We start from the raw sequence: 22,667 nt of genomic DNA, 5'->3' as shown, positions 1-22,667 counted from the left end.
TTAGGCTCCAGGTTCCAGCAGGCCCGCCTGGCGTAGCGCATTGAGCGCGCCTAGCCAGCGAGGCTGCTGTTTATAGTCAGAGGTTACGAAGGCGCGGCGACGCATGCCGCCCATCCGCGGCGATGGAGCCACACCCAGGCGCTGGGCTGCGCTCAAGGCCAGCTCGGCCGCTGCCCGGTCGTTGCACACCAGGCCCATGTCGCAACCCGCTACCAAGGCCGCTTCGATGCGTGCGGCAGCATCCCCCACCACGTGGGCACCGGCCATGGACAGGTCATCGCTGAAAATCACACCTTCAAACCCCAGCTCTGTACGCAGGATGCCTTGCAGCCAACGGCGGGAGAAACCGGCCGGCCCGCTATCCACTGCGGGATAGATCACATGCGCAGGCATTACCGCTGCTAACCGATGGCGCAATCGAATGAACGGCTGCATGTCCACAGCACGCAATGTTTCCAGGGGGCGGTCATCGACCGGAATGGCCACATGGGAGTCTGCCTCGGCCCAGCCGTGCCCCGGGAAGTGCTTGCCACACGCGGCCATGCCTGCCTGGTTCATACCTTCGATAAAGGCCCCTGCCAACAGGGTCGCTTCATCCACGTGACTACCAAAGGCACGGGTACCGATCACGGCACTACGGCCGTGGTTCACGTCCAGGACCGGCGCAAAGCTCAGGTCAAGGCCTGCAGCCAGCACTTCGGTTGCCATGATCCAGCCGCAGGCCTGGGCCAGCGCCTGCGCGGCTTCTCCGCTGGCAGCCTGGGCGATATGCCCCGGCGCAGGCAGGCGCACAAATCCTTGGCGCAGGCGCTGTACCCTTCCACCTTCTTGGTCTACTGCCAGTATCAGGTCTGGCCGTAGGGCGCGAATGCTTGCACACAGGTCACGCACCTGGCGCGGATGATCGATGTTGCGGGCGAAAAGAATAAGGCCGCCCACCTGGGGCTGGCGCAGCAGGTGACGATCGTCTGCCGTCAGCCATGTGCCGGCGACGTCGACCATCAGAGAGCCTTGAAGGCTGGCGCTCATGGAAAATCCTTGGGAAAACAGCAGGGCCGCTACTGTACCCAATACGCGCGAAACTGTCTTGGCAGGTCAGGCCTTGACGGCGACCTTGGTACGGGGGCGCAGCTGGGCAGCGGACATGGCCGGGTCACTGACGCCGCTGTCAGCGCGCATGCCGGCCGCCAGGAAAGGCACCATCAGGCGCATGACCTGCTCTATGGAAGTGTCTACGCCAAAGTCATTTTCAGCAATGGCTCTCAGCGCTTTGATACCCGACATACTGAAGGCGGCGGCACCCAGCATGAAATGCACGCGCCAGAAAAGCTCAAGGGCAGGGATACGCGGTGCGGCCTCGTTCACCAGCAGCATGTAGCGACGGAACACCTTGCCATACATGTCTTCCAAGTAGCGGCGCAGATGCCCCTGGCTTTCACTGAAAGCCAGGCCCAACAGGCGCATGAACGTGGAGAGGTCATTGTTGCTGCGGGGCTGGACCGACATGGCCTGATCCACGAGAATTTCCAGTAGCTCCTCAAGGCTGGCCTTGTGGTCCGGACGCGCCGCACGGCGTTCCAGCTCGCGATCCAGGCTGGCGCAGAACGGCCCGAGAAAACGAGAGAACACTGCTTGTATCAGCGCCTTCTTCGAGCCGAAGTGGTAATTTACCGCAGCGAGGTTGACACCTGCCTTACCGGTAATAAGGCGCAGGGACGTTTCGGCAAATCCTTTTTCCGCGAACAGTTGCTCAGCGGCATCAAGAATGCGCTCCACGGTTTCCGACTGTGCCATGGGTACTCCAGCTGACAAACAAGTGTTTGAAACATACGTTCGCCCCGCCTGAGATGTCAAGCGCAGTCGCACAGTTTCCAGCCATACACAGCCGTGTTCAAGCCGTGCCTCCAAAATCTGAAGGTATTGCCAAGCCCACAATACTGTATATAATTCCAGTCACTGTACAAAAAGCCAGAGCCAACGCCATGCAGAAACTTACGCCACGTCAGGCCGAAATCCTTGTTTTCATCAAGCGTTGCCTCGACGATAACGGCTTCCCCCCTACACGTGCAGAGATCGCGCAAGAGCTGGGGTTCAAATCGCCCAACGCTGCCGAGGAGCACCTTAAGGCACTCGCGCGCAAAGGCGCTATCGAAATGACGCCCGGCGCCTCCCGCGGCATTCGCATCCCTGGCGCCGAGCCCAAAGTGGCAAACGACTCCACCTTGCCGGTTATCGGCCGTGTGGCAGCAGGGGCGCCTATTCTTGCCGAACAACACATCGAAACCACCTGCAGCATCAACCCTGCTTTCTTCAGTCCCAAGGCCGACTACCTGCTGCGGGTGCACGGCATGAGCATGAAGGATGTGGGCATCATGGACGGCGACTTGCTGGCCGTACACACCTGCCGGGAAGCACTCAACGGCCAGATCGTTGTAGCACGCCTGGGTGATGAAGTGACGGTAAAACGCTTCAAACGAGAAGGCCACAAAGTCCAGTTACTGGCCGAAAACCCTGATTTTGCGCCAATCGAGGTTGACCTGCGCAAACAGGATCTGGTCATTGAAGGGCTCAGCGTTGGCGTTATACGCCGATAACAGGAGGTGGCAATGCAGTTTTCCCCGGTAACGCCTGATAGCGTCAAGCATACCCAGCTGTCGTTGTTCGAAGCCTTTATCGCGCCCCCTGCGGCTTTCCAGAAAGCCCCAGAAGAAGTTTGGCCACTGCAAGCTCCCGAGGTGTTCAGTGAGCTAAGCCTGCGTGGCGCAACCGGGAGCTGCCTTAGCCTTCTGGCCCCAATGCTGCGTGAACTGAGCGACGGCGAGCACATGCGGTGGCTCACGTTGATCGCTCCGCCTACAAGCCTTACCCAAAGCTGGCTAAGAGAAGCCGGGTTGAACCGTGAACGCATCCTGTTGCTGCAACCACGCGCCAGCCAAACGCCGCACCAACTGGCCTGCGAGGCGCTGCGGCTTGGCAAAAGCCATACAGTGGTGAGTTGGGTAAACCCCTTGAGCAGTATGGGACGTCAGCAGTTGGTTGCCGCCGCGCGCCAGGGCGACGCGCAAAGCCTTAATATTCGTTTAGGCTAAATCGGCAACAGGCCTTAGTGCAGAACACGAGGCCCTTCGCCATGGTCGAAATCGCCTTCGACCATTTTCCCTGCCATCTGGACACCTACGCTTAGCATGGCTTTTGCCACCTCAACGTGCTGACCATGCAAGAACGCTTTGGCGTCTTCCGAGAAGTTGAGCGTGACCAGTGAGCCTTCGTCTTCGGCGCGGCGGAGTTCTATCCTGCCATCCGGAAGTTCGACGATTTCAAGAAAAGACGTGGACATAACAGAACGGTTCTCCAGGAAAGATGGCCATTGTAACAGCCAGTGAGCAGATCAGCACTCACTTAGGCCATCACGAAACCGTAATGCCAGCGATTTGAGCTGCTGGCGCCAGCCCTCCATCGTTTCACGGGTCAGCTCAGGCGCTGGTGCAGGCGTGTCCAGGTTGACCGCCTCAATCAAAGGCTTTGTCACATCCCCCTTGGGTTTGCTGGGTGCACGGGGCGGCTGCCACAGTGCGCCGTACGCCTTCATCAAGGTGGCCAACCAGGTATCGCGGTTGCCTGCCAACTCCACCAGCTCACCCAACTGCGGGTTGGGCGCCGCTGCCAGTGCCTCTGGCGTGAGAAATACCTCCGCCTGCGCAGATGTGGCACCCGCCATGTGGTAATACCCGGCGATTTCGTGACACAGGCCTAGCAACGCGCCGTAGAGGTGGAATAGCACCGTTTCACGCTCGGCCTGCACCAACGCGGCAGCGTTTATGGCTGTCCCCTCTTCGGCCTTTCCTAAGGCTTCCAGGGCAATGCCCGCAAAATACAGCTTTTGGTTGGTGCGGGTGTAGAGCTCGTATGCCATGTAAACCTCCGGGCGTGACGCCTGTTAGCTTGAACGCTTGTCTTCAACCTTCCACGCTTTGCCGTCGAAGAACGCGCGCCAGCCTGTTGGCTTGCCGTCCACCTCGGTTTGTACGTACTGCTCCTTGGTCTTTCGGCTGTAGCGGATGACCGAGAAGCGCCCTTCCGGGTCTTTTACAGGTGCGTCAAACAGGAAATGGTACTTGGGGTCGATCTCGTCCTTGTGAGGCAGCAGTTCGCGTACCAGCGGCGCGCGGGTTTCACGGTTCTTGGGGAACTGGCTGGCGGCCAGGAAGAGGCCCGAGGCGCCGTCACGCAGCACATAGGTATCGTCTACCTTTTCACACTTGAGTTCCGGCATCTTCACCGCATCCATTTTCGGTGGTGCCGCTTCCCCGCTCTTCAACAGTTTGCGCGTATTCTTACAGGCTGCGTTGGTACAGCCGAAGAACTTGCCGAACCGGCCGGTCTTGAGCTGCATCTCACTGCCGCACTTATCGCACTGGATGCTTGGCCCTTCGTAGCCCTTGATGCGGAAGCTGCCTTCCTCGATTTCATAACCAGGGCAATCGGGATTGTTACCGCAGATATGAAGCTTTCGCTTTTCGTCCAGCAGGTAAGCGTCCATCGCCGTGGCGCAGATTGGGCAGCGGTGTTTGTTCAACAGCACGCGAGATTCGGACTCACCCTCATCGTCGGCGGCAATTTCATCCCCGGGCACCAGGTTAAGCGTGGACTTGCAACGTTCTTTGGGCGGCAGGCTGTAGCCAGAGCATCCCAGGAACACTCCGGTAGACGCCGTGCGGATCATCATCGGCCGCCCACATTCCTTGCAGGGAATATCGGTGAGGGTCGGCTGGTTGGCACGCATGCCGTTTTCGCTGGCTTCAGCGACCTCCAGCTTGCTGCGGAAGTCGTCATAGAACTCATCCAGCACATTTTTCCAATCGCGCTCACCATGGGCAACGTCGTCCAGATGCTCTTCCATGCCGGCGGTAAAGCCGTAATCCATCAGGTTCGCAAAGCTCTCACCCAGACGTTCGGTCACGATGTCGCCCATCTTTTCCGAATAGAATCGGCGGTTGTGCAACGTCACATAGCCCCGGTCCTGGATGGTAGAGATGATGGCGGCATAAGTAGAGGGCCGGCCAATGCCGCGCTTTTCCATCTCTTTCACCAAACTGGCTTCCGAGAACCGCGCTGGTGGCTTGGTGAAGTGCTGGGTAGGGTCCAGCTCAAGCAGCTTCAGAGCTTCTCCCTGGGCCATTTCCGGCAGCACGTCATCTTCCCCAGGCTTACTGACCTGAGGCAGCACCTTGGTATAGCCATCGAACTTGAGAATTCGGCCCTTGGCGCGCAATTCGAAGTCACCCGCGGCCACGGTGATCGTACTGGAAAGGTATTGCGCCGGCGGCATCTGGCAAGCCAGGAACTGGCGCCAGATAAGCTCATACAGCCGCTCCGCATCCCGCTCCATGCCGCTGAGCTGTGAAGGATGCAGGTTCACATCCGAAGGGCGGATGGCTTCGTGCGCCTCCTGAGCGCCTTCCTTGCTGCCGTAGACATTGGGGGCCGCTGGCAGGTATTGCTTGCCAAAGTTGCTTTCGATGTAAGCACGCGCCATGTCCAGGGCATCTACCGACAGGTTGGTGGAGTCGGTACGCATATAAGTGATGTAGCCGGCCTCGTACAAGCGCTGGGCCATCATCATGGTTTTCTTTACGCCAAAACCAAGCCGGTTGCTGGCCGCCTGCTGCAAGGTAGACGTGATGAAGGGCGCCGACGGCTTGCTGCTGGTGGGCTTGTCTTCACGCTTGGCCACGCTGTAGCTAGAGGCCTTGAGCTTGGCCACGGCAGCCATGGCCTGCTCTTCATTAAGCGGCTTGAAGGCTTCGCCATGCTCGCGCGCCACCTCGAAGCGGACCTTGGCCTTGGAACTGGCCAGGTCTGCATGCAGTTCCCAGTATTCCTGGGGAATGAACGCTCGGATTTCGCGCTCGCGCTCCACCACGAGTTTCACTGCCACGGACTGAACACGGCCGGCAGACAAGCCACGGGCGATTTTCTGCCACAGCAGTGGGGACACCATGTAGCCCACTACCCGGTCGAGGAAGCGACGCGCCTGCTGAGCGTTTACACGGTCGATGTCTAGCTGGCCAGGCTGCGAGAACGCGTCCTGGATGGCTTTTTTAGTGATCTCGTTGAATACCACGCGTTTGTAGCGGCTGTCGTCACCGCCAATGGCTTCGCGCAGGTGCCAGGCAATGGCCTCCCCTTCGCGGTCCAAGTCGGTCGCGAGGTAGATGGTGTCAGCATCCTTGGCGAGCTTGCGCAGCTCTTCGATGACTTTTTCCTTGCCTGGAAGGATTTCGTACTTGGCCTTCCAGCCGTGGTCGGGATCTACCCCCATGCGTGCCACCAATTGCCGCCGGGCTTTTTCCCGGGGCGTAAGAGTGGGCGCTTCGCCAGCCGTCTTGGCCTTGCGAGCAGCGGGCTCCTTGGTGTTGGACGAACCGCTGGTGGGCAAGTCTCGGATATGGCCGATACTGGACTTCACCACGTACTGGTTGCCCAGGTACTTGTTGATCGTCTTGGCCTTGGCCGGGGATTCCACAATGACCAGCGATTTTCCCATGGATCGGAAGATTCCTAAAAAACAGAAAGAAAAGGCGGCGACGCCTTTCGAGGCCCCGCTATATATAGTGGCAACTGAGCGAGGTCAAGCGTAGTAACTAAACGCCACTACTCGGTGCCGATTCAAAAAGGCTCGCCTCGGCTTGCACCAAAGCAAAGCGCGGGACCTGCTCGCCGTCAACCTCTACCGACTCCATAAACATGTCCAAAGGGCGAACCCAGAGGCCAAATTCTCCGTATAGCGCTTGATAGCAGACCACCTGTTGCTCGGTCTCCGAGTGGCGCGCAACGCCGAATACACGGTACTCCGGCCCTTTGTAGTGCCGATAGATGCCAGGTTGTAACAGCATATGCCGCCTCTCATTTGAAAATACTTGAAACAAAAACCGGGGCACGAGGCCCCGGTTTTCACCACCACTGCGATCAGACGCGCTCGAACACCGTAGTGATGCCCTGCCCCAACCCGATACACATGGTAGCCACGCCGAGCGTCGCACCCTTTTGCTTCATAACGTTAAGCAGAGTGCCGGAAATGCGGGCACCTGAGCAACCAAAAGGATGACCCAAGGCGATTGCACCGCCATGAAGGTTGACCTTTTCGTCCATCTTGTCCAGCACTTTCAGGTCCTTCAGCACCGGCAGTGCCTGGGCAGCGAAGGCCTCGTTCAGCTCGAAGCAATCGATGTCCGCGACTGTAAGGCCCGCCCGCTTGAGCGCTTTCTGGGTGGCCGGTACGGGACCATAGCCCATGATCGACGGGTCTACACCGGCCACGGCCATGGCGCGAATGACGGCCATGGGCTGCAGGCCCAGGTCCTTGGCACGCTGTGCTGACATGACAATCATGCAGGAGGCACCGTCCGTGATCTGCGAGGAAGTGCCCGCCGTGACAGTACCGCCTTTGGGGTTGAACGCTGGCTTGAGTGCCGCAAGCCCTTCAAGGGTGGTTTCAGGGCGAATGGTTTCGTCGTAATCGAATACCTTCAGGAAGCCGTTTTCGTCGTAGCCTTCCATCGGGATGATTTCGTTCTTGAACAAACCTTCCACCGTGGCCTTGTGGGCCAGCTGGTGGGAGCGAACACCAAAGGCGTCCTGCTGCTCGCGAGTAATGCCGTGCATCTTGCCCAGCAGCTCGGCGGTCAGGCCCATCATGCCCGCGGCCTTGGCGGCATGCAGCGACATCTGCGGGTTAGGGTCCACGCCATGCATCATGCTTACATGCCCCATGTGCTCAACACCACCGATCACGAACACATCGCCGTTGCCGGTCTGAATGGCCTGGGCAGCCGTGTGCAAGGCACTCATGGACGAGCCGCACAGGCGGCTGACGGTTTGTGCAGCCGCCGTGTGCGGGATGCGAGTCATCAGCGACGCCATGCGGGCAATGTTCCAGCCCTGCTCCAGGGTCTGGTTCACGCAGCCCCAAATCACGTCTTCAACTTCCTTGGGATCAACCCCTGGGTTGCGTGCCAGCAATTGATCGATCAAGGTGGCCGACAGGTTCTCGGCGCGGGTATTGCGATGCATGCCGCCCTTGGAGCGGCCCATGGGTGTACGACCGAAGTCGACAATCACCACATCTCTTGGATTCAGGCTCATCGTGCAAATCTCGCTCTGTTGTCGGGCGGCTCAGCCAAAGAAACGCTGGCCGGTACGGGCCATTTCGCGCAGCTTCTCAGTGGGTTGGTACAACGGGCCCAGGTCAGCGTAACGGTCGGCCATGGCGACGAACTCGGCCACGCCTACCGCGTCGATGTACCGCAAGGCGCCGCCTCGGAAGGGAGGGAAGCCAATGCCATACACCAGGCCCATGTCCGCCTCGGCAGCGGTTTCCACGATACCGTCTTCCAGGCAGCGCACGGTTTCCAGGCACAGCGGAATCATCATCCAGTTGAGGATATCGTCGTCGCTTACCTCACGCTGCTCGTGCACGATTGGCTTGAGCAGGTCCAGCACCGCCGCATCGGTCACTTTTTTGGGTTTTCCGCGCTTGTCGGTTTCATACGCGTAGAAGCCCTTGCCGTTCTTCTGCCCCAGGCGGTTTGCATCGTACAGCGCGTCGATGGCACTACGACGGTCGTCCTTCATACGGTCTGGGAAGCCTTCGGCCATCACATCACGGCCATGGTGGCCTGTGTCGATGCCCACGACGTCCATCAGGTAGGCCGGGCCCATGGGCCAACCGAATTTCTCCATTACCTTGTCGATACGCACGAAATCCACACCGGCGCTGACCAGCTTGGCGAACCCGCCGAAGTAAGGAAATAGCACACGGTTGACCAGAAAGCCTGGGCAGTCGTTGACCACAATGGGGTTCTTGCCCATTTTCTTGGCGTAGGCGACGGTGGTGGCCACCGCTTGCTCGCTGGAGTGTTCACCACGGATCACTTCGACCAGGGGCATCATGTGCACCGGGTTGAAGAAGTGCATGCCTACGAAGTTTTCCGGGTGCTTGAGGGCCTTGGCCAGCAGGTTGATGGAAATAGTGGACGTGTTGGAGGCCAGCACGGTGCCTTCCTTCACATGGTTTTCGACTTCAGCCAATACCGCCTGCTTGACCTTGGGGTTCTCGACCACGGCTTCAACTACGATGTCCACCTGGCCGAAATCGCCATAGGACAGGGTCGGGCGGATGGCATTGAGTGCAACGGCCATTTTGTCCGTGGTCAGGCGCCCCTTCTCCACCAGCTTGCCCAGTAGTTTGGATGCTTCGCTGAGCCCCTGTTCCAGGCCTTTCTCGTTGATATCCTTCATCAGAATAGGCGTGCCCTTGGACGCCGACTGGTAGGCGATACCGCCCCCCATGATACCGGCGCCCAACACCGCAGCCTGTTTCACGTCGGCGGCCTGTTTGTCGTAGTGCTTGGCCTTGCGCTTGAGCTCCTGATCGTTCAGGAACAGCCCGATCAGGCTCGCAGAGGCAGGCGTTTTTGCCATTTTCACAAAGCCGGCGGCTTCGACTTCCAGCGCCTTGTCCCGGCCGAAGTTGGCGGCTTTCTGCAGGGTCTTGATGGCTTCCACAGGCGCGGGGTAATTGGGGCCGGCCTGGCCCGCCACGAAGCCTTTGGCCGTCTCGAATGCCATCATCTGTTCGATGGCATTGAGCTTGAGTTTTTCCAGCTTCGGCTGGCGGCGGGCCAAGTGGTCGATCTCACCCGAGATGGCGCGGCCCAACAGGTCTAAGGACGCGCTGCGCAGTTGCTCAGGTGCGACCACCACGTCCACAGCACGCACTTTCAAAGCGTCGTCTGGGCGCTGCTCCTTGCCGGAGGCAATCCATTCGATGGCGTTGTCCACACCAATCAACCGTGGCAGGCGAACGGTACCGCCAAAGCCTGGATAGATACCCAGCTTCACTTCTGGCAGGCCAATCTTGGCAGCCGTGGACATCACACGAAAGTCCGCTGCCAACGCCATTTCCAGACCGCCGCCCAGGGCAATGCCGTTGATGGCCACCAGGGTGGGGCATGGCAGGTCTTCGAAGGCGCTGAAAATCCGGTTCACGTCCAGGGTGGCAGCCGTCAGCTCGGCTTCGGGCAGCTTGAAGTTGTCGACGAACTCAGTGATATCGGCACCGACGATGAACACGTCCTTGCCACTGGTGACCAACACGCCCTTGACCGATGAATCAGCCTTGATGGCCTCCACAGCCTCACGCAACTCGGTGAGGGTCAAGCGGTTGAACTTGTTGACGGACTCACCCTTGAGGTCGAAGGCGAGTTCGACGATGCCACTTTCAAGAGCCTTAACCGTGATGGCTTTACCTTCGTAAATCATCAACTGATCTCCAGGAATGGAAGCTGAACGAGACGTGCCAGAGCAGCCTTGCGGCTTACCCGCCGGCACGCGTTCGGGGAATGAATACGGTGGCAAACGACCGATTCATACGCCCGTTTGATTCGGGTGTGCACACCTTCAGCGAAAAGCCGAAGATTGTCAATCATTCGCCCCTTCGCTCAAGTTTGCCGGGCGCGCCGCCGACACCGTTGATACTGCCAGTGCCGTTGCCCTGCCCTGTTGCACCACAGCCCGGAGACCGTTCATGAACCTGTTACGCAATTTTTCCATCAGCCGACGGCTGTGGTTGATCCTGGTGCTGGCGGTGGGCATGGTCGCAGTGTTGGGGCTGGTGATGCTCAAGCAGATTCATGACGACCTTTACCGTGCCAAGGCGCTGAAAACCATGCATGTGGTGCAGACCGCGACTGGCCTGCTCGAGTACTTCAACGGGCTGGAAAAGTCCGGCGCGCTCACTCAGGGCCAAGCCCAGCAGCAAGCCATTGCGGCTATCCGCGGCCTGCGCTACGGCGGTACAGACTATTTCTGGATCAACGACCTGCGCCCGGTGATGGTGATGCACCCCACCAACAGCAAGCTCGAAGGCCAGGACCTGTCCGGTATCCGGGACCCGGACGGGTTTGCCGTTTTCAATGAAATGGTAGCCCTTGCCAAAGCCAAGGGTGCCGGCATGGTGAACTACCGATGGCCCAAACCGGGTGCGACTGCACCGGTGGCCAAGACCTCCTACGTACAACTGTTCCAGCCATGGGGCTGGGTGATCGGCTCTGGTGTATACGTGGATGATGTGGAGGCCGAATTTGTGGCTCAAGCGATCCAGGTGGCCGTAGCTGGCCTGCTCATCGCATTTGCACTGGCGCTGGCGATCATTGTGATAGCCCGCAGTATTGTCAGGCCGCTCGAAGCCTCTGTGACCGCCCTGGCCAATATCGCCAGCGGCGAAGGGGACCTTACACAGGAACTCCAGACCAACGGCAATGATGAAATTACTCAGCTAAGCCGTCACTTCAATGGCTTTACGCGCAAAATGCGCGGGCTGATCGGCCACCTTCAGGCGTCTGCAGACGAGCTTGGCCTTTCCGCACATACCTTGGGCACCACGGCCCTTGAGGCTCAATCCAGCAGCACGCGCCAATGCGCACAAATGGACCTGGTGGCCACGGCGGTGACCGATGTGACCCTTGGCGTCCAGGAGGTAGCACGGACGGCTGAACACGCTGCCAGTGAAATGCGTACTGCCGAGTCACAGGCCCGGGAAGGGAAGGCAAGCATTGAGAACAGCGTTCGTCAGATCGATCAGTTGTCCGGCACCATTGCCCAGGCCGTTGAGGTGATTCGCACGCTGTCAGAAGAAAGTACAGAAATCGGCGGCGTGTTGGACGTTATCAGCGCCATCGCAGAGCAAACCAACTTGCTGGCCCTCAACGCGGCCATCGAGGCGGCCCGGGCAGGCGAACAAGGCCGTGGGTTTGCTGTGGTGGCGGATGAAGTCCGGCTGCTGGCGCAGCGTACCCAGAAGTCCACGGCGCAGATTCAGGCCATGACTGAACGCTTGCAGCATCATTCCGAGGCGGCAGTGAACGTGATCAATGAAAGCAGCCAGGCCTCGCAGCTCACCATCGATCAGGCCAATGACGCTGGCCGCAGCCTGGAATTGGTGGTGCAGGGGCTGCGCAACCTGAACACCCTCAACGGTGCCATTGCCACCGCCACAGCACATCAGCGTCAGGCGGTCGAAGACATCAACCGAAATGTAACCCAGGCCACCGAGCTATCCCAAGGTACCGCCAGTGCCGCCGAGCAATCGAGCCGTACTAGCGTAGACATGAAAGCCCTGAGCGAGCAGCTCAACGCAGCGCTGCAGCAGTTCCGTGTCTGAGGCTATGTGCTGGCCAGGGACCTAAGTACGCTATCCAGGCGCTCGGCCTTGTCTATACCCCCGCCCTCGCCCCAGATGGCGCTCACCATTCGTCGCTCCGCTTGTACCTTCCACACATCAGGTGGCAGTGAGCGAAGCTGGTCCAGCAAGGGCGACGGCGGGCAGTCCTCGCGCCATTGGTTGACCCAACGGCCGGGCTCCGGCTGCCACCAGGTCCATTCCCCGCTGGCTGTGGCTGGCCGGGGTTTGTGGTACTGGGCCGCAGGCGTAGGCAGGTGCGCTGGCATCCAGTGAGGCCATTGCTGCGGCGCCAATTGCATGCCCAGCCCCAAGGCACGAGCATGCATGCGGCAAGCCATGCGACCACTCTGTTTTCGAGACGGCCGCAGCCAAGCCAGCGGACTTAAAATCACCGCCAGGATTGACACGACTATAAGGACCGTCATAGAACTCTCCCGCAATTAACAAACAACCCCTGGGCGGACTGCACAAGTCCACCTTGAAAGGGCCATAATCCAAGTCATACCTTTGCCTGGAGCAACCGTCATGTCCTATCAACATATTCTCGTCGCCGTGGACCTGACCGAGGAATGCGACCCGGTCATCAAGCGCGCTCGCGTGCTTGCCGCAGGCACCGGAGCAACACTTTCACTGGTTCATATCGTAGAGCCCATGGCCATGGCGTTCGGCGGCGATGTGCCGATGGACCTGTCTCAGCTTCAACAGCAGCAGTTCGATCAGGCAAAAGGGCGAATGCTCGCCTTGCGGGCCAAGTACCCCGAAATCGAAGAACAGTATTGCCACCTGACCTATGGGCAACCACGGCAGGAAATCCACAAGCTGGCCAAAGAGCAGGCATGCGACATGATCATCGTGGGCAGCCACGGGCGCCATGGGCTGGGCCTGCTACTGGGTTCAACCTCCAATGATGTGTTGCACGGTGCACCCTGCGATGTACTGGCTGTAAAACTGGACAGGGCCAAGACCGATAAGGCCTGACCCTGCCCCTTAGGCTTAGGCTTAGGCTTAGGCGTCCAGCTCGGCCCACCGCTCTACCAACACATCATGGCGAGCCTGCAGGTCTTCCAGGCTCGCCAGCACGGCGGCGGTCTCCGCAGCAGGCCGCTGGTAAAATGCCGGTGAAGCGATCTGGGCCTGTACGTCGCCAATCTGCGCTTCCATGGCTTCGATCTGCCCAGGCAGCGCCTCCAGTTCGCGCTGAAGCTTGTAGCTGAGCTTCTTCTTGGCAGATGCAGGGGCAGCAGCAACAGGTGCCGCCGCCGGCGCAGCTGGCGCAGGCTCGGCCTTCTGGGGCTTGGTTTCCTTAACGCCCAGCAGCTTGGCAGAGCCACCCTGGCGAATCCACTCCTGGTACCCGCCTACGTATTCGCGCACCTGCCCCTCGCCTTCAAAGACCAAGGTGCTGGTGACCACGTTGTCCAGGAAGGCCCGGTCGTGGCTGACCATCAACACGGTGCCATTGAAACTGGACAGCACTTCTTCCAGCAACTCCAGGGTTTCCACGTCCAGGTCGTTGGTGGGTTCGTCCAGTACCAGCAGGTTGGCTGGCTTGCTGAACAGCTTGGCCAGCAGCAGGCGCGCGCGCTCGCCACCCGAGAGCGCCTTCACAGGCGTACGCGCCCGCTGTGGGCTGAACAGGAAATCGCCCAAATAGCTGAGGACGTGGCGGTTCTGCCCGTCAATTTCGATAAAGTCGCGGCCTTCGGCCACGTTATCGACCACGGTCTTTTCCAGGTCCAGTTGCATGCGCAGCTGGTCGAAATAGGCCACTTCCAGCTTCGTCCCTTGGTCTACCTTCCCAGCAGTAGGCTGAAGTTCGCCCAGCATGAGCTTGAGCAGGGTGGTCTTGCCGGTACCATTGGCGCCAAGCAGGCCGATACGGTCCTGGCGCTGCAGGACCATGGAGAAGTCCTTGACCAGCAACGGCCCGCCCGGATGGGCATAGCTCACATTCTCCAGCGCAATCACCTGCTTGCCGGACTTGTCTGCCACGTCCAGCTGGATGTTAGCCTTGCCCTGGCGCTCGCGGCGCTCACCGCGCTCCACGCGCAGCGCCTTGAGCGCACGCACACGACCTTCGTTACGGGTACGCCGGGCTTTGATGCCTTGGCGAATCCACACTTCTTCCTGGGCCAAGCGCTTGTCGAACAGGGCATTGGCCGTTTCTTCGGCAGCCAGTTCCGCTTCCTTGTGCACCAGGAAGCTGGCGTAGTCGCCATTCCAGTCGATCAGGTGACCGCGGTCCAGCTCCAGGATGCGCGTTGCCAGGTTCTGCAAGAAGGCCCGGTCGTGGGTGATGAACAGCACAGCACCGCCAAACCCGGCCAGCGCTTCCTCAAGCCAGGCGATGGCGCCAATGTCCAGGTGGTTGGTGGGTTCGTCGAGCAGCAGCAGGTCAGGCTCGGACACCAGGGCCTGGGCGAGCAGTACGCGGCGGCGCCATCCCCCCGACAATTCGGCCAGGGTCTTGTCTGCAGGCAACTGCAACCGGCTCAGGGTACTGTCCACCAGTTGCTGCAAGCGCCAACCGTCACGGGCCTCCAACGCTTGCTGGCAATGCATCAGCGCATCCAGGTCAGCGTCGGTCACGATGTTCTGGCTCAGGTGGTGATACTGCGCAAGCAGTTCGCCTACACCGGCCAGCCCTTCGGCCACCACGTCGAACACGGTACGGTCGTCGGCACGCGGCAGCTCCTGGGGCAACTCGCCGATCTTGAGACCGGGCGCGCGCCAGATATCCCCATCGTCGGGTTTGCGATCGCCCCGCACCAGCCGCAGCATGCTGGACTTGCCCGTACCGTTGCGGCCAATGATGCAGACCCGCTCGCCGCGAGCGATCTGCCAGGAAACCTTGTCGAGCAGCGGCATGGAGCCGTATGCAAGGGAAACATCGCTCAGTTTGAGCAGGGTCATGAGATTCTCCGAAAAACCGGTGCGCAGTTTACCTGATGTGCCGCGTGCGCACAGCAAACGCCGGGCGGCATATGCCGAAACACCTGGCACGCTTCCGGGGCAGAGGGCAACAGGCTAAGCTAGCGGCCAATCTGTACGCTTCCCGGAAGTCTCATGCGCAGTCGACTGTCCCGCCTTGTTCCCGCATTGGTTCCTGCGCTGCTGCTTGGCGCCCTTGCTTTCACCCCCTATACCCAGGCTGGAGACCTCACCCTTCAGCGACAGTACTACGACCAGGCCAAGGCTGCACTGGCCAAGGGCAACAGCGCGCCCTACTTCCAGTACAAGGCCATGCTGGTGGACTACCCGCTGGAGCCCTACCTGGCCTATGACGAACTCACCGCGCGCCTGCCGGGCGCCAGCGATGAGGAAGTGGAAGCGTTCATCACCGCCCACGGCGACCTGCCTCAGATCAACTGGCTCAAACTGCGCTGGCTACGCATGCTGGCCGAGCGTGGGGATTGGCCCACCTTCGTCAAGTACTACGATAGCAAGCTCAACTTCACTGAGCTGGACTGCCTGTACGGGCAATATCAGCTTACCCAACCTAGCCTGCGTGCCGAGGGGTATGCCAACGCCGAGAGGCTGTGGCTGAGTGGCAAGGACCGGCCGGCGGCCTGCGACCCGCTGTTCGGCCGCTGGGCTGCCGAGGGGCAACTGACCGAACAGAAGCGCTGGCAACGGGTGCGCCTGGCCGCGCAGGCGCGCAACTACACGCTGGCCACCAGCCTGGTGGATGGCCTGCCTACCTTGCAGGCACAAGGCCGGCGCCTGCTGGATGTGGCCCGCAACCCCGAGCTGCTCGACAAACCTGCGCTGTTCCAGCCTGCAGATGAAGCCATGGCAGATGCCGTGGGCCTGGGCCTGCGCCGTCTGGCGCGGCAGAACCCGGAAAAGGCCATGGGCCTGCTGGACAGCTATGCCGCCACCATGCGCTTTGGTGCAGATGAAAAGGTGGCCATCGCCAAGGACATCGGCCTGGGGCTGGCGCGAAGCTACGACCCGCGTGCCCTGGACCTTATGACCCAATACGACCCAGACCTGCGCGATGACACCGTCAGTGAATGGCGGTTGCGCCTGCTGCTGCGCCTGGGCCGCTGGCAGGACGCCTACGACCTTACCCGCCGGCTGCCGGCCAGCCTGGCCCAAACCAACCGCTGGAAATACTGGGAGGCCCGCGCCCTGGAGCTGGCCAGGCCAACCGACCCTCAAGTGCCCATCCTGTACAAGGCGGTTGCCAAAGAGCGGGACTTCTATGGTTTCTTGGCGGCCGATCGCACCCAGGTGCCCTATCAGTTGACCAACAAGCCACTGCCCCTGACCCAGGCACAGATGAACGCCGTGCGTAACGCCCCAGGCATACGCCGGGCCATGGAGCTGTACCAGCGCGGGCAGATCGTGGACGGTCGGCGTGAATGGTATTACGTGTCCCGCCACTTCGACCGCGATCAGATGGTTGCGCAGGCCAAGCTGGCCTATGACATGGGCTGGTACTTCCCGGCCATCCGCACCATCAGCCAGGCCCAATATTGGGACGACCTGAACATCCGCTTCCCCATGGCCCACCGGGATACCTTGCTGCGCGAAGCACGGCTGCGCGGTATCCATGCCAGCTGGGTGTTCGCGATCACGCGCCAGGAAAGCGCCTTCATGGACGATGCCCGCTCTTCGGTAGGGGCCATGGGCCTGATGCAGCTCATGCCGGCCACCGCCAAGGAAACCGCGCGCAAGTTCAGCATTCCTTTGGCCAACCCCCAGCAGGTCATCAACCCTGATACCAACATACAGTTAGGCGCGGCCTACCTGAGCGTGGTGCATGGGCAGTTCAACGGCAACCGAGTGCTGGCCTCTGCGGCCTACAACGCCGGTGCCGGGCGTGTACGGCAATGGCTGCGCGGTGCGAATCACCTAAGCTTTGACGTATGGGTCGAATCCATCCCGTTCGACGAAACCCGCCAATACGTGCAGAACGTGCTGTCCTATGCAGTGATCTACGGCGCCAAGCTCAACACCCCACAGCCCATCGTGGATTGGCATGAGCGGTTCTTCGACGATATCTGATAGGTACAGGCGCTATGCCACGGCCGGTTCTGATGCGGGACCGGCCGTAACCGCAGAAAAAAGTACAGGCGCAGGCCGGGAACAGTCCTCTACGGCCTCTTACTCCAGCACCGTCACTTCCATGCCCACTTCCACGACCCCCCGCCCATCCGGAATCAGGTTCTGCCCGAGCATGATGCCGCCGTCACGCAGCCGGTAACCCTTGAGGGTATTCAACGGCTCGCGGTCGCTATCACGCTCATGGGTATCCGGGTTGATAGTGGTCATGATGCAGCGCGCACAGGGGGACGCCAAACGAAAATCCACGTTGCCTATTCGCAAGCGCTTCCACCCGTCTTCGGCGTAAGCGGCTGCCCCGTCGATGACCAGGTTTGGCCGAAAGCGCAGCATGGCCATCTCTCGGCCGATGCGCGAAGAAAGGTCATCTACGGAAGCCTGATTGATCAGCAACAAAGGAAAACCATCGGCGAACGCCACACGGTCATCGGGTTGACCGTCCCCAGCCCCCAATGGACGAGCACGGTGCTCAGGCACGTACACCAGCCGTGCAGGCTTGCCGATCAAGGCGCTCACCCATTCGGCCGCAGCATCGCCCGCATCAGGCACACGCAAGGTGTCTTTCCAGATAATGACGCCGCGTAAGTCGCTGTCGGCCTCAGGCAATGCCACCTGCAGCGCAGGCAGGCCCGGCGCGCAGAGGTCGAGGCCGCCAGCCGCGTTATAAAGGGCCGACAACTGCCCTATCACCGGCAATGTACGCTGCGTGAGAAAGCGGCCACTGGCCTCTTCTACGAGCAGCCACCGCCTGTCACCCGCTAGCCCCAAAGGCTCTACAGGAGAGGCCTCAAGCGGCTCGCCTTGGGCGGATTTGACAGGGTAACGGTACAGAGCGGTCAGGCGCATGAGCGGGCATCCAGGTGGCGTGGCCCACAGCTTAACCGAACCGCTGCCTGCTAACTCAGCCCAGTTCCATTTCCAGGCGCTGACGCACCACTTCTACCAGTTTGTCTGGCTGGAACTTGGACAGGAAATTGTCGCAGCCTACTTTCTTGACCATGGATTCGTTGAAGCTGCCAGAAAGCGACGTATGCAATACCACATACAGCTCGCGCAAGCGCGGGTCTTGGCGGATCTCGGTCGTCAGTCGATAACCGTCCATTTCCGGCATTTCAGCGTCGGTAAACACCATAAGCAGCTTGCTGCACACGTCTTCACCGGCATCAGCCCACTTCTGCAGCAGGCGCAGGGCCTTGAGGCCATCACTGGCCACGTGCAGTATCGCGCCCAGCTGCGACAGGGTATCGCGCAGCTGCGAAAGGGCGACAGTGGAGTCATCCACCAGCAGAATTTCACGGCCCCGAGCCTTGGCAAGCATCGTGTCTTCAAGCTTTTCCTTGGACACCTTGGCGTTATAGGGCACGATCTCCGCCAACACCTTCTCAACGTCAATGATCTCGACCAGCTTGTCTTCAACGCGCGTGATGGCCGTCAAGTAATGCTGACGCCCGGCGCTGGTCGGGGGCGGCAGAATAGCTTCCCAATTCATGTTGATGATGCGGTCCACACCCCCCACCAGGAATGCCTGCACTGAGCGGTTGTACTCCGTGACGATGATGGTGCTGTCCGGCCCCGGCTGTAGAGGTCGCATACCAATAGCCTGGGACAGGTCAATGACCGGCAGCGTCTGGCCACGCAGGTTGACTACGCCACAGACAAACGGGTGACGTTGAGGCATCAAGGTGAGCTTGGGCAGTTGCAACACCTCCTGGACCTTGAACACGTTGATCGCGAACAGTTGGCGGCCCGCCAGGTGGAACATGAGGATTTCCAGGCGGTTTTCACCCACTAACTGGGTGCGCTGGTCAACGCTGTCAAGAATGCCTGCCATGAAAGTCCCCGGCGGTAGGATAAATACATGTACGGGCTATCGGCGCTACCCCGGGGAACTTGAGCCGGGGCAGGCCGAGGTTGTCATGCAGTCCGTCGGCTAAGCAGAGGGCAATCAGGTGGCAAGTGCAGCCGAAGCGCGGCAGGCCGAGCTGCAAAGCGCAGATCAGTGCCTTGAAGGGGCTCACCGTCCAGGTTGATGTCCAGGCCCTCAGCGCTCTGGATCTCGACCCAAGGCAGGCGCACACGCACGAAGAGGCCGTCCAGCCCAAGCCCACCGGACAGCAACTCCTTGAGTGTAGACACCACCTCCGTAGGCGCTGGCAGAATGCTCACGTCCAGCAGGCCATCATCGGCCACCGCCTCAGGGCATAACAGGTGACCGCCACCGGCCTGGCGGCCGTTGCCGATGCCTAGCGCCAGAAGCTCGCCTTCCCAATGAAAATCCGGCCCGTGAAGCACACCCTTTGCAGCATGCAGCTCACTGAAACGGCTTAGCCCGGTAAACAGATAGGCAGCGCCGCCAAGGATTTTTTTCAGGTCTTCGGAGGTGTTAGCCGTCACTTGGCTACCAAAGCCCCCCGTGGCCATGTTCAGGAACAGCTGGCCACCCACCTCGCCCAAGTCCACAGGGCGTGCAGGCTGATCCAGCAAGGCCAGGGCCCCGGCAGGCTCCAGCGGCACGGCAGCCGCGCGGGCAAAGTCGTTGGCGGTGCCCAGCGGCATCAGGGCCAAGGTTGCATCACTGTCGGCCAGCGCCAAGGCTTCGGCCACGTCGCGCGACGTACCGTCGCCGCCGCCGGCGATAAGCGTGGTATAGCCTGCCGCCAACCCTTCTTTTACCAAGCGGGCGGCGTCACCCCCCTCCCAGGTCAGGCGAACAGTGATATCCCAACCTTCTTTGCGCCGGGCCATTACCGCGTCCCGAACGTCTTCGTTCAATGCCTGCTTGCCATGCAGGATCAGCCATGCCTTGCGCGTTTCCATGTAATTCACCCCTTGCTGAGCCGTCATTGGGCATGTGACCGCACGGCAAGGCGAAAAGCGCCAGCGCTGCGCATTTTCTCAGGCCAGCAACTCACTCATGGGGATAAAGTTCACGGTATTGCCCTCTTCCACTGCCTGGCCTTCAGGCACTTCTACCAGGCCATCGGCCCAGGCAGCGCTGCGTAACACGCCTGAACTCTGGTTCGGGTACAGCTCGGCACGGCCCTCGTGCACGCGGGCGCGGAGAAATTCTCGACGGCTGCCTTCAGGCCATTTGAACCCTGCTGCTACCTGATGCCCCCGGGGTAGTACACGTGTGCACCCCATGCGCCTCAGCAGGTAAGGCCGCGCCAGCAACGCAAAGGTCACCAGCGTAGAAGCCGGGTTGCCGGGTAGCCCGATGACCACCGTACCCTGGTAGTGGCCCACAGTGAGGGGCTTGCCAGGCTTTATGGCCAGCTTCCACAGGTTCAGCTGGCCACCCTCGCGCAGGGCTTGCCCCAGGTAATCCGCTTCGCCGACCGACACGCCCCCTGTGGTAAGTATGAGATCTACCTCATGCAGGCCGGCCAGTGCGTCACGGGTGAGTTCCAGGTCGTCCACGATGATGCCCGCGTCTACAACTTCGCACCCGGTGCGAGCCAGCCAACTGCACAATAACGTGCGATTGCTGTTGTAGATCTGCCCTGGCCCCAGGGGCTCGCCTGGAGCTACCAATTCGTCACCAGTGGACAACACAGCGACACGGGGCCTGCGGGTAACCGTAACGTGCGCAGCGCCGAGGGTCGCTGCTAGGCCCAATTCGATCGGGCCCAGGCGGGTACCGGCCTCAAGCACGCGCTCGCCTGCGGTGCATTCCTGCCCGCGGGGGCGGATATTCAGGCCAGCCCTCATGGGCTGGGTGAAACGCACTCGGCCATCGTGATCGACCTCTGCGTTTTCCTGCATCTGTACGCAATCGGCGCCTTCGGGCACCGGTGCCCCGGTAAAGATCCGGGCGCAGGTGCCAGGTTGCAAGGGCGTTGGGGAATGGCCTGCGAAAATACGCTGGCTCACCTCCATCGGCTCACCCACCCAGTCAGCATGGGCCAAAGCATAGCCGTCCATGGCACTGTTAGGCCACGGCGGCAGGTCGCTGGTGGCGTGGAGTGCCTCTGCCAGAACGCGGCCGTCGGCCGCGGCCAATGGCACACACTCGGTACCCTCCAGAAGGGCACTGTCTGCTAGCGCCAGCAGGCGCTCAAGGGCCTCGCTCAGGGGTAGCAAGCCCTTGAAGGATGAGTCACCCACGGCTTTCACAAGGCTCGGCCTGCTTGAGGTGCGGAACGAAATTGCAGGGGCGGTGGCGGTTGTCCAACTGCTCGGCCAGGATGCCATCCCAGCCCGTACGGCAGGCGTTGGTAGAACCCGGCAGGCAGCATACAAGCGTGCCGTTGGAAAGCCCCGCCAGGGCTCGGGACTGGACGGTGGAGGTGCCGATATCAGCCACGGAGATCTGGCGGAACAGCTCGCCGAACCCATCGATATGTTTGTCCAGCAGGCAGGCTACCGCTTCAGGCGTACTGTCGCGCCCAGTGAACCCGGTGCCACCGGTAATGAGCACCACTTGCACTTCGTCTTCGGCAATCCAGGTGGCCACTTGGGCGCGTATTCGGTACAGGTCGTCTTTGAGCAGCACGCGGGCGGCCAGGCGGTGGCCAGCAGCCTTCAAACGGTCTACAAACAACTGACCGGAGGTATCGGTGTCCCGAGTACGGGTATCGCTGACAGTCAGTACCGCAATATTGAGCGGTACAAACGGAGCATCGGCCTTGGCGGTCATTGCACGTTCCAGTTGTTGAGGAAAACGCCGAATGTTATATCACACGGCCCTTCTCCTGCCGAACCGACCTCATGAACACTGCCTCTGATGTAGCCTCGCCCGCTTCCGTCCTGCTATTGGCTGGCGGCCAGGGTGCACGGGTGGGCGGGCAGGACAAAGGGCTGCTGCCGTGGCAAGGCCTGCCCATGATCGAGCACCTGCACCGGCAAGTGCGGCAGTTCACAGATGACCTGATCATTTCCTGCAACCGCAACGTCGACCGCTATGCCGTGTTCGCCGACCAACTGGTCGTGGATACCGAGGCAGGTTTTCCAGGGCCCATGGCGGGGCTGTCCGCCGGGCTTGCCAAAGCGCGTCATGAGCGCGTGCTGGTACTGCCGTGCGATGTGCCTGCCGTGGATGCTTCGTTGATCCAAGTCATGCTGAGTGCGCACGCAAGGCACGCTGACAAGCCTCTGATTGTGCGTCAGGGCGGGATATGGGAGCCTTTGATCTGTGTGCTGCCCACGTCGGCGATCACCGCCCTGGTCAGCGCCTGGGCTGAGGGAGAGCGCAGCCCACGGCGAGTGCTGCTGGCGCTTGAACCCCAGGCCCTGGACTGCCCGGCCAATGACGCGCGCTTGCGCAACCTCAACACCCTCGAGCTGATGGCGAGCCTGTGAACCTTATGAGGAACTTGCTCGTTAGCGTTGCGTCTTACGAGGGTCAACCAGA

21 protein-coding genes are annotated in these 22,667 nt (G+C 60.7%); 6 read left to right on the top strand and 15 right to left on the bottom strand.

The genetic code is table 11. The features are described from left to right. Together nagZ and ACSAMW_RS21550 are read right to left on the bottom strand one after the other, a co-directional pair. Positions 1 to 1,029, bottom strand: a complete 1,029-nt coding sequence (nagZ, locus tag ACSAMW_RS21555; RefSeq protein WP_500591997.1) for a beta-N-acetylhexosaminidase — start codon at positions 1,027 to 1,029, stop codon at positions 1 to 3. A 66-nt stretch (positions 1,030 to 1,095) separates the two neighbouring features. Then, positions 1,096 to 1,794, bottom strand: coding sequence for a TetR/AcrR family transcriptional regulator (locus ACSAMW_RS21550; RefSeq protein ID WP_500591996.1), 699 nt, complete (start codon positions 1,792 to 1,794; stop codon positions 1,096 to 1,098). Between the two features lie 188 nt (positions 1,795 to 1,982). Between ACSAMW_RS21550 and lexA the strand changes: the two genes are divergently transcribed. After that, the gene (gene lexA / locus ACSAMW_RS21545; RefSeq protein ID WP_168084232.1) at positions 1,983 to 2,594 is read left to right on the top strand and encodes a transcriptional repressor LexA; all 612 of its coding nucleotides are present in this window, start codon (positions 1,983 to 1,985) and stop codon (positions 2,592 to 2,594) included. A 12-nt stretch (positions 2,595 to 2,606) separates the two neighbouring features. Then, a complete protein-coding gene (gene sulA, locus ACSAMW_RS21540; protein WP_500591995.1) occupies positions 2,607 to 3,089 on the top strand; it encodes an SOS-induced cell division inhibitor SulA in 483 nt (160 codons plus the stop codon). A 14-nt stretch (positions 3,090 to 3,103) separates the two neighbouring features. Here sulA and ACSAMW_RS21535 read toward each other — a convergent pair whose 3' ends face one another. The 6 genes from ACSAMW_RS21535 to fadB all read right to left on the bottom strand — a co-directional run bounded on the left by ACSAMW_RS21535 (position 3,104) and on the right by fadB (position 10,323). After that, a complete protein-coding gene (locus ACSAMW_RS21535; protein ID WP_168084230.1) occupies positions 3,104 to 3,337 on the bottom strand; it encodes a hypothetical protein in 234 nt (77 codons plus the stop codon). Between the two features lie 51 nt (positions 3,338 to 3,388). Beyond that, positions 3,389 to 3,913: a DUF6586 family protein gene (locus ACSAMW_RS21530; RefSeq protein ID WP_500591994.1), complete on the bottom strand. Its 525-nt coding sequence runs from the start codon at positions 3,911 to 3,913 to the stop codon at positions 3,389 to 3,391. A gap of 24 nt (positions 3,914 to 3,937) precedes the next feature. Then, entirely contained in the window at positions 3,938 to 6,547 is a 2,610-nt protein-coding gene (gene topA / locus ACSAMW_RS21525; protein WP_500591993.1) for a type I DNA topoisomerase, read from the bottom strand. Positions 6,548 to 6,644: 97 nt separating this feature from the next. Next, positions 6,645 to 6,896, bottom strand: coding sequence for a DUF1653 domain-containing protein (locus ACSAMW_RS21520; RefSeq protein WP_168084227.1), 252 nt, complete (start codon positions 6,894 to 6,896; stop codon positions 6,645 to 6,647). A gap of 73 nt (positions 6,897 to 6,969) precedes the next feature. Next, positions 6,970 to 8,145 carry an acetyl-CoA C-acyltransferase FadA gene (gene fadA, locus ACSAMW_RS21515; protein WP_168084226.1) on the bottom strand — a complete coding sequence of 392 codons (1,176 nt, stop codon included), beginning with the start codon at positions 8,143 to 8,145 and terminating at the stop codon, positions 6,970 to 6,972. A gap of 30 nt (positions 8,146 to 8,175) precedes the next feature. After that, on the bottom strand, positions 8,176 to 10,323 hold the full coding sequence (gene fadB / locus ACSAMW_RS21510; RefSeq protein WP_500591992.1) for a fatty acid oxidation complex subunit alpha FadB: 2,148 nt from the start codon (positions 10,321 to 10,323) through the stop codon (positions 8,176 to 8,178). A 265-nt stretch (positions 10,324 to 10,588) separates the two neighbouring features. Between fadB and ACSAMW_RS21505 the strand changes: the two genes are divergently transcribed. Further along, positions 10,589 to 12,223, top strand: coding sequence for a methyl-accepting chemotaxis protein (locus ACSAMW_RS21505; RefSeq protein ID WP_500591990.1), 1,635 nt, complete (start codon positions 10,589 to 10,591; stop codon positions 12,221 to 12,223). A gap of 2 nt (positions 12,224 to 12,225) precedes the next feature. Here the strand turns inward: ACSAMW_RS21505 and ACSAMW_RS21500 are convergent, their stop codons facing one another. Continuing rightward, positions 12,226 to 12,669 carry a type II secretion system protein gene (locus tag ACSAMW_RS21500; RefSeq protein WP_500591989.1) on the bottom strand — a complete coding sequence of 148 codons (444 nt, stop codon included), beginning with the start codon at positions 12,667 to 12,669 and terminating at the stop codon, positions 12,226 to 12,228. A 100-nt stretch (positions 12,670 to 12,769) separates the two neighbouring features. Between ACSAMW_RS21500 and ACSAMW_RS21495 the strand changes: the two genes are divergently transcribed. Beyond that, on the top strand, positions 12,770 to 13,222 hold the full coding sequence (locus tag ACSAMW_RS21495; protein ID WP_500591988.1) for a universal stress protein: 453 nt from the start codon (positions 12,770 to 12,772) through the stop codon (positions 13,220 to 13,222). Between the two features lie 27 nt (positions 13,223 to 13,249). Here the strand turns inward: ACSAMW_RS21495 and ACSAMW_RS21490 are convergent, their stop codons facing one another. Continuing rightward, positions 13,250 to 15,157 carry an ATP-binding cassette domain-containing protein gene (locus tag ACSAMW_RS21490; RefSeq protein WP_500591987.1) on the bottom strand — a complete coding sequence of 636 codons (1,908 nt, stop codon included), beginning with the start codon at positions 15,155 to 15,157 and terminating at the stop codon, positions 13,250 to 13,252. Between the two features lie 153 nt (positions 15,158 to 15,310). Here ACSAMW_RS21490 and ACSAMW_RS21485 point away from each other — a divergent pair, with 153 nt between their 5' ends. Then, complete coding sequence (locus tag ACSAMW_RS21485) at positions 15,311 to 17,257, top strand: transglycosylase SLT domain-containing protein (RefSeq protein ID WP_500591986.1); 1,947 nt, start codon at positions 15,311 to 15,313, stop codon at positions 17,255 to 17,257. 99 nt (positions 17,258 to 17,356) lie between these two features. Here ACSAMW_RS21485 and ACSAMW_RS21480 read toward each other — a convergent pair whose 3' ends face one another. From ACSAMW_RS21480 to moaB, 5 genes are all read right to left on the bottom strand, one after another. Then, positions 17,357 to 18,160 (bottom strand): MOSC domain-containing protein, encoded by an 804-nt coding sequence (locus tag ACSAMW_RS21480; protein WP_500591985.1) that lies wholly within the window; start codon positions 18,158 to 18,160, stop codon positions 17,357 to 17,359. A gap of 55 nt (positions 18,161 to 18,215) precedes the next feature. Continuing rightward, entirely contained in the window at positions 18,216 to 19,145 is a 930-nt protein-coding gene (locus ACSAMW_RS21475; RefSeq protein WP_500591984.1) for a chemotaxis protein CheV, read from the bottom strand. Between the two features lie 83 nt (positions 19,146 to 19,228). Next, on the bottom strand, positions 19,229 to 20,131 hold the full coding sequence (yegS, locus tag ACSAMW_RS21470; RefSeq protein WP_500591983.1) for a lipid kinase YegS: 903 nt from the start codon (positions 20,129 to 20,131) through the stop codon (positions 19,229 to 19,231). Between the two features lie 78 nt (positions 20,132 to 20,209). Further along, entirely contained in the window at positions 20,210 to 21,430 is a 1,221-nt protein-coding gene (locus ACSAMW_RS21465; RefSeq protein WP_500591982.1) for a molybdopterin molybdotransferase MoeA, read from the bottom strand. Beyond that, positions 21,414 to 21,953 (bottom strand): molybdenum cofactor biosynthesis protein B, encoded by a 540-nt coding sequence (moaB, locus tag ACSAMW_RS21460; RefSeq protein ID WP_500591981.1) that lies wholly within the window; start codon positions 21,951 to 21,953, stop codon positions 21,414 to 21,416. The genes ACSAMW_RS21465 and moaB overlap by 17 nt, the downstream gene beginning before the upstream one ends. Positions 21,954 to 22,024: 71 nt before the next feature. On the opposite strand from moaB, the gene mobA reads away from it, so the two are divergent. Beyond that, a complete protein-coding gene (gene mobA / locus ACSAMW_RS21455) occupies positions 22,025 to 22,615 on the top strand; it encodes a molybdenum cofactor guanylyltransferase MobA (RefSeq protein WP_500591980.1) in 591 nt (196 codons plus the stop codon). Positions 22,616 to 22,667: the final 52 nt, after the last annotated feature.

It is taken from the genome of Pseudomonas sp. AB39(2026) (genome assembly GCF_059831485.1).
The sequence above is the reverse complement of the archived record's forward strand: the minus strand, read 5'-3'. Positions and strand labels throughout refer to the sequence as shown.

Coding starts and splice junctions, on each gene's coding strand:
- nagZ (WP_500591997.1), bottom strand. CDS start 1,029: ATGAGCGCCAGCCTTCAAGGCTCTCTGATGGTCGACGTCGCCGGCACA.
- ACSAMW_RS21500 (WP_500591989.1), bottom strand. CDS start 12,669: ATGACGGTCCTTATAGTCGTGTCAATCCTGGCGGTGATTTTAAGTCCG.
- ACSAMW_RS21480 (WP_500591985.1), bottom strand. CDS start 18,160: ATGCGCCTGACCGCTCTGTACCGTTACCCTGTCAAATCCGCCCAAGGC.
- lexA (WP_168084232.1), top strand. CDS start 1,983: ATGCAGAAACTTACGCCACGTCAGGCCGAAATCCTTGTTTTCATCAAG.
- fadA (WP_168084226.1), bottom strand. CDS start 8,145: ATGAGCCTGAATCCAAGAGATGTGGTGATTGTCGACTTCGGTCGTACA.
- sulA (WP_500591995.1), top strand. CDS start 2,607: ATGCAGTTTTCCCCGGTAACGCCTGATAGCGTCAAGCATACCCAGCTG.
- ACSAMW_RS21550 (WP_500591996.1), bottom strand. CDS start 1,794: ATGGCACAGTCGGAAACCGTGGAGCGCATTCTTGATGCCGCTGAGCAA.
- yegS (WP_500591983.1), bottom strand. CDS start 20,131: ATGGAAACGCGCAAGGCATGGCTGATCCTGCATGGCAAGCAGGCATTG.
- topA (WP_500591993.1), bottom strand. CDS start 6,547: ATGGGAAAATCGCTGGTCATTGTGGAATCCCCGGCCAAGGCCAAGACG.
- ACSAMW_RS21520 (WP_168084227.1), bottom strand. CDS start 6,896: ATGCTGTTACAACCTGGCATCTATCGGCACTACAAAGGGCCGGAGTAC.
- ACSAMW_RS21475 (WP_500591984.1), bottom strand. CDS start 19,145: ATGGCAGGCATTCTTGACAGCGTTGACCAGCGCACCCAGTTAGTGGGT.
- ACSAMW_RS21535 (WP_168084230.1), bottom strand. CDS start 3,337: ATGTCCACGTCTTTTCTTGAAATCGTCGAACTTCCGGATGGCAGGATA.
- ACSAMW_RS21505 (WP_500591990.1), top strand. CDS start 10,589: ATGAACCTGTTACGCAATTTTTCCATCAGCCGACGGCTGTGGTTGATC.
- ACSAMW_RS21485 (WP_500591986.1), top strand. CDS start 15,311: ATGCGCAGTCGACTGTCCCGCCTTGTTCCCGCATTGGTTCCTGCGCTG.
- ACSAMW_RS21530 (WP_500591994.1), bottom strand. CDS start 3,913: ATGGCATACGAGCTCTACACCCGCACCAACCAAAAGCTGTATTTTGCG.
- ACSAMW_RS21490 (WP_500591987.1), bottom strand. CDS start 15,157: ATGACCCTGCTCAAACTGAGCGATGTTTCCCTTGCATACGGCTCCATG.
- fadB (WP_500591992.1), bottom strand. CDS start 10,323: ATGATTTACGAAGGTAAAGCCATCACGGTTAAGGCTCTTGAAAGTGGC.
- ACSAMW_RS21495 (WP_500591988.1), top strand. CDS start 12,770: ATGTCCTATCAACATATTCTCGTCGCCGTGGACCTGACCGAGGAATGC.
- moaB (WP_500591981.1), bottom strand. CDS start 21,953: ATGACCGCCAAGGCCGATGCTCCGTTTGTACCGCTCAATATTGCGGTA.
- mobA (WP_500591980.1), top strand. CDS start 22,025: ATGAACACTGCCTCTGATGTAGCCTCGCCCGCTTCCGTCCTGCTATTG.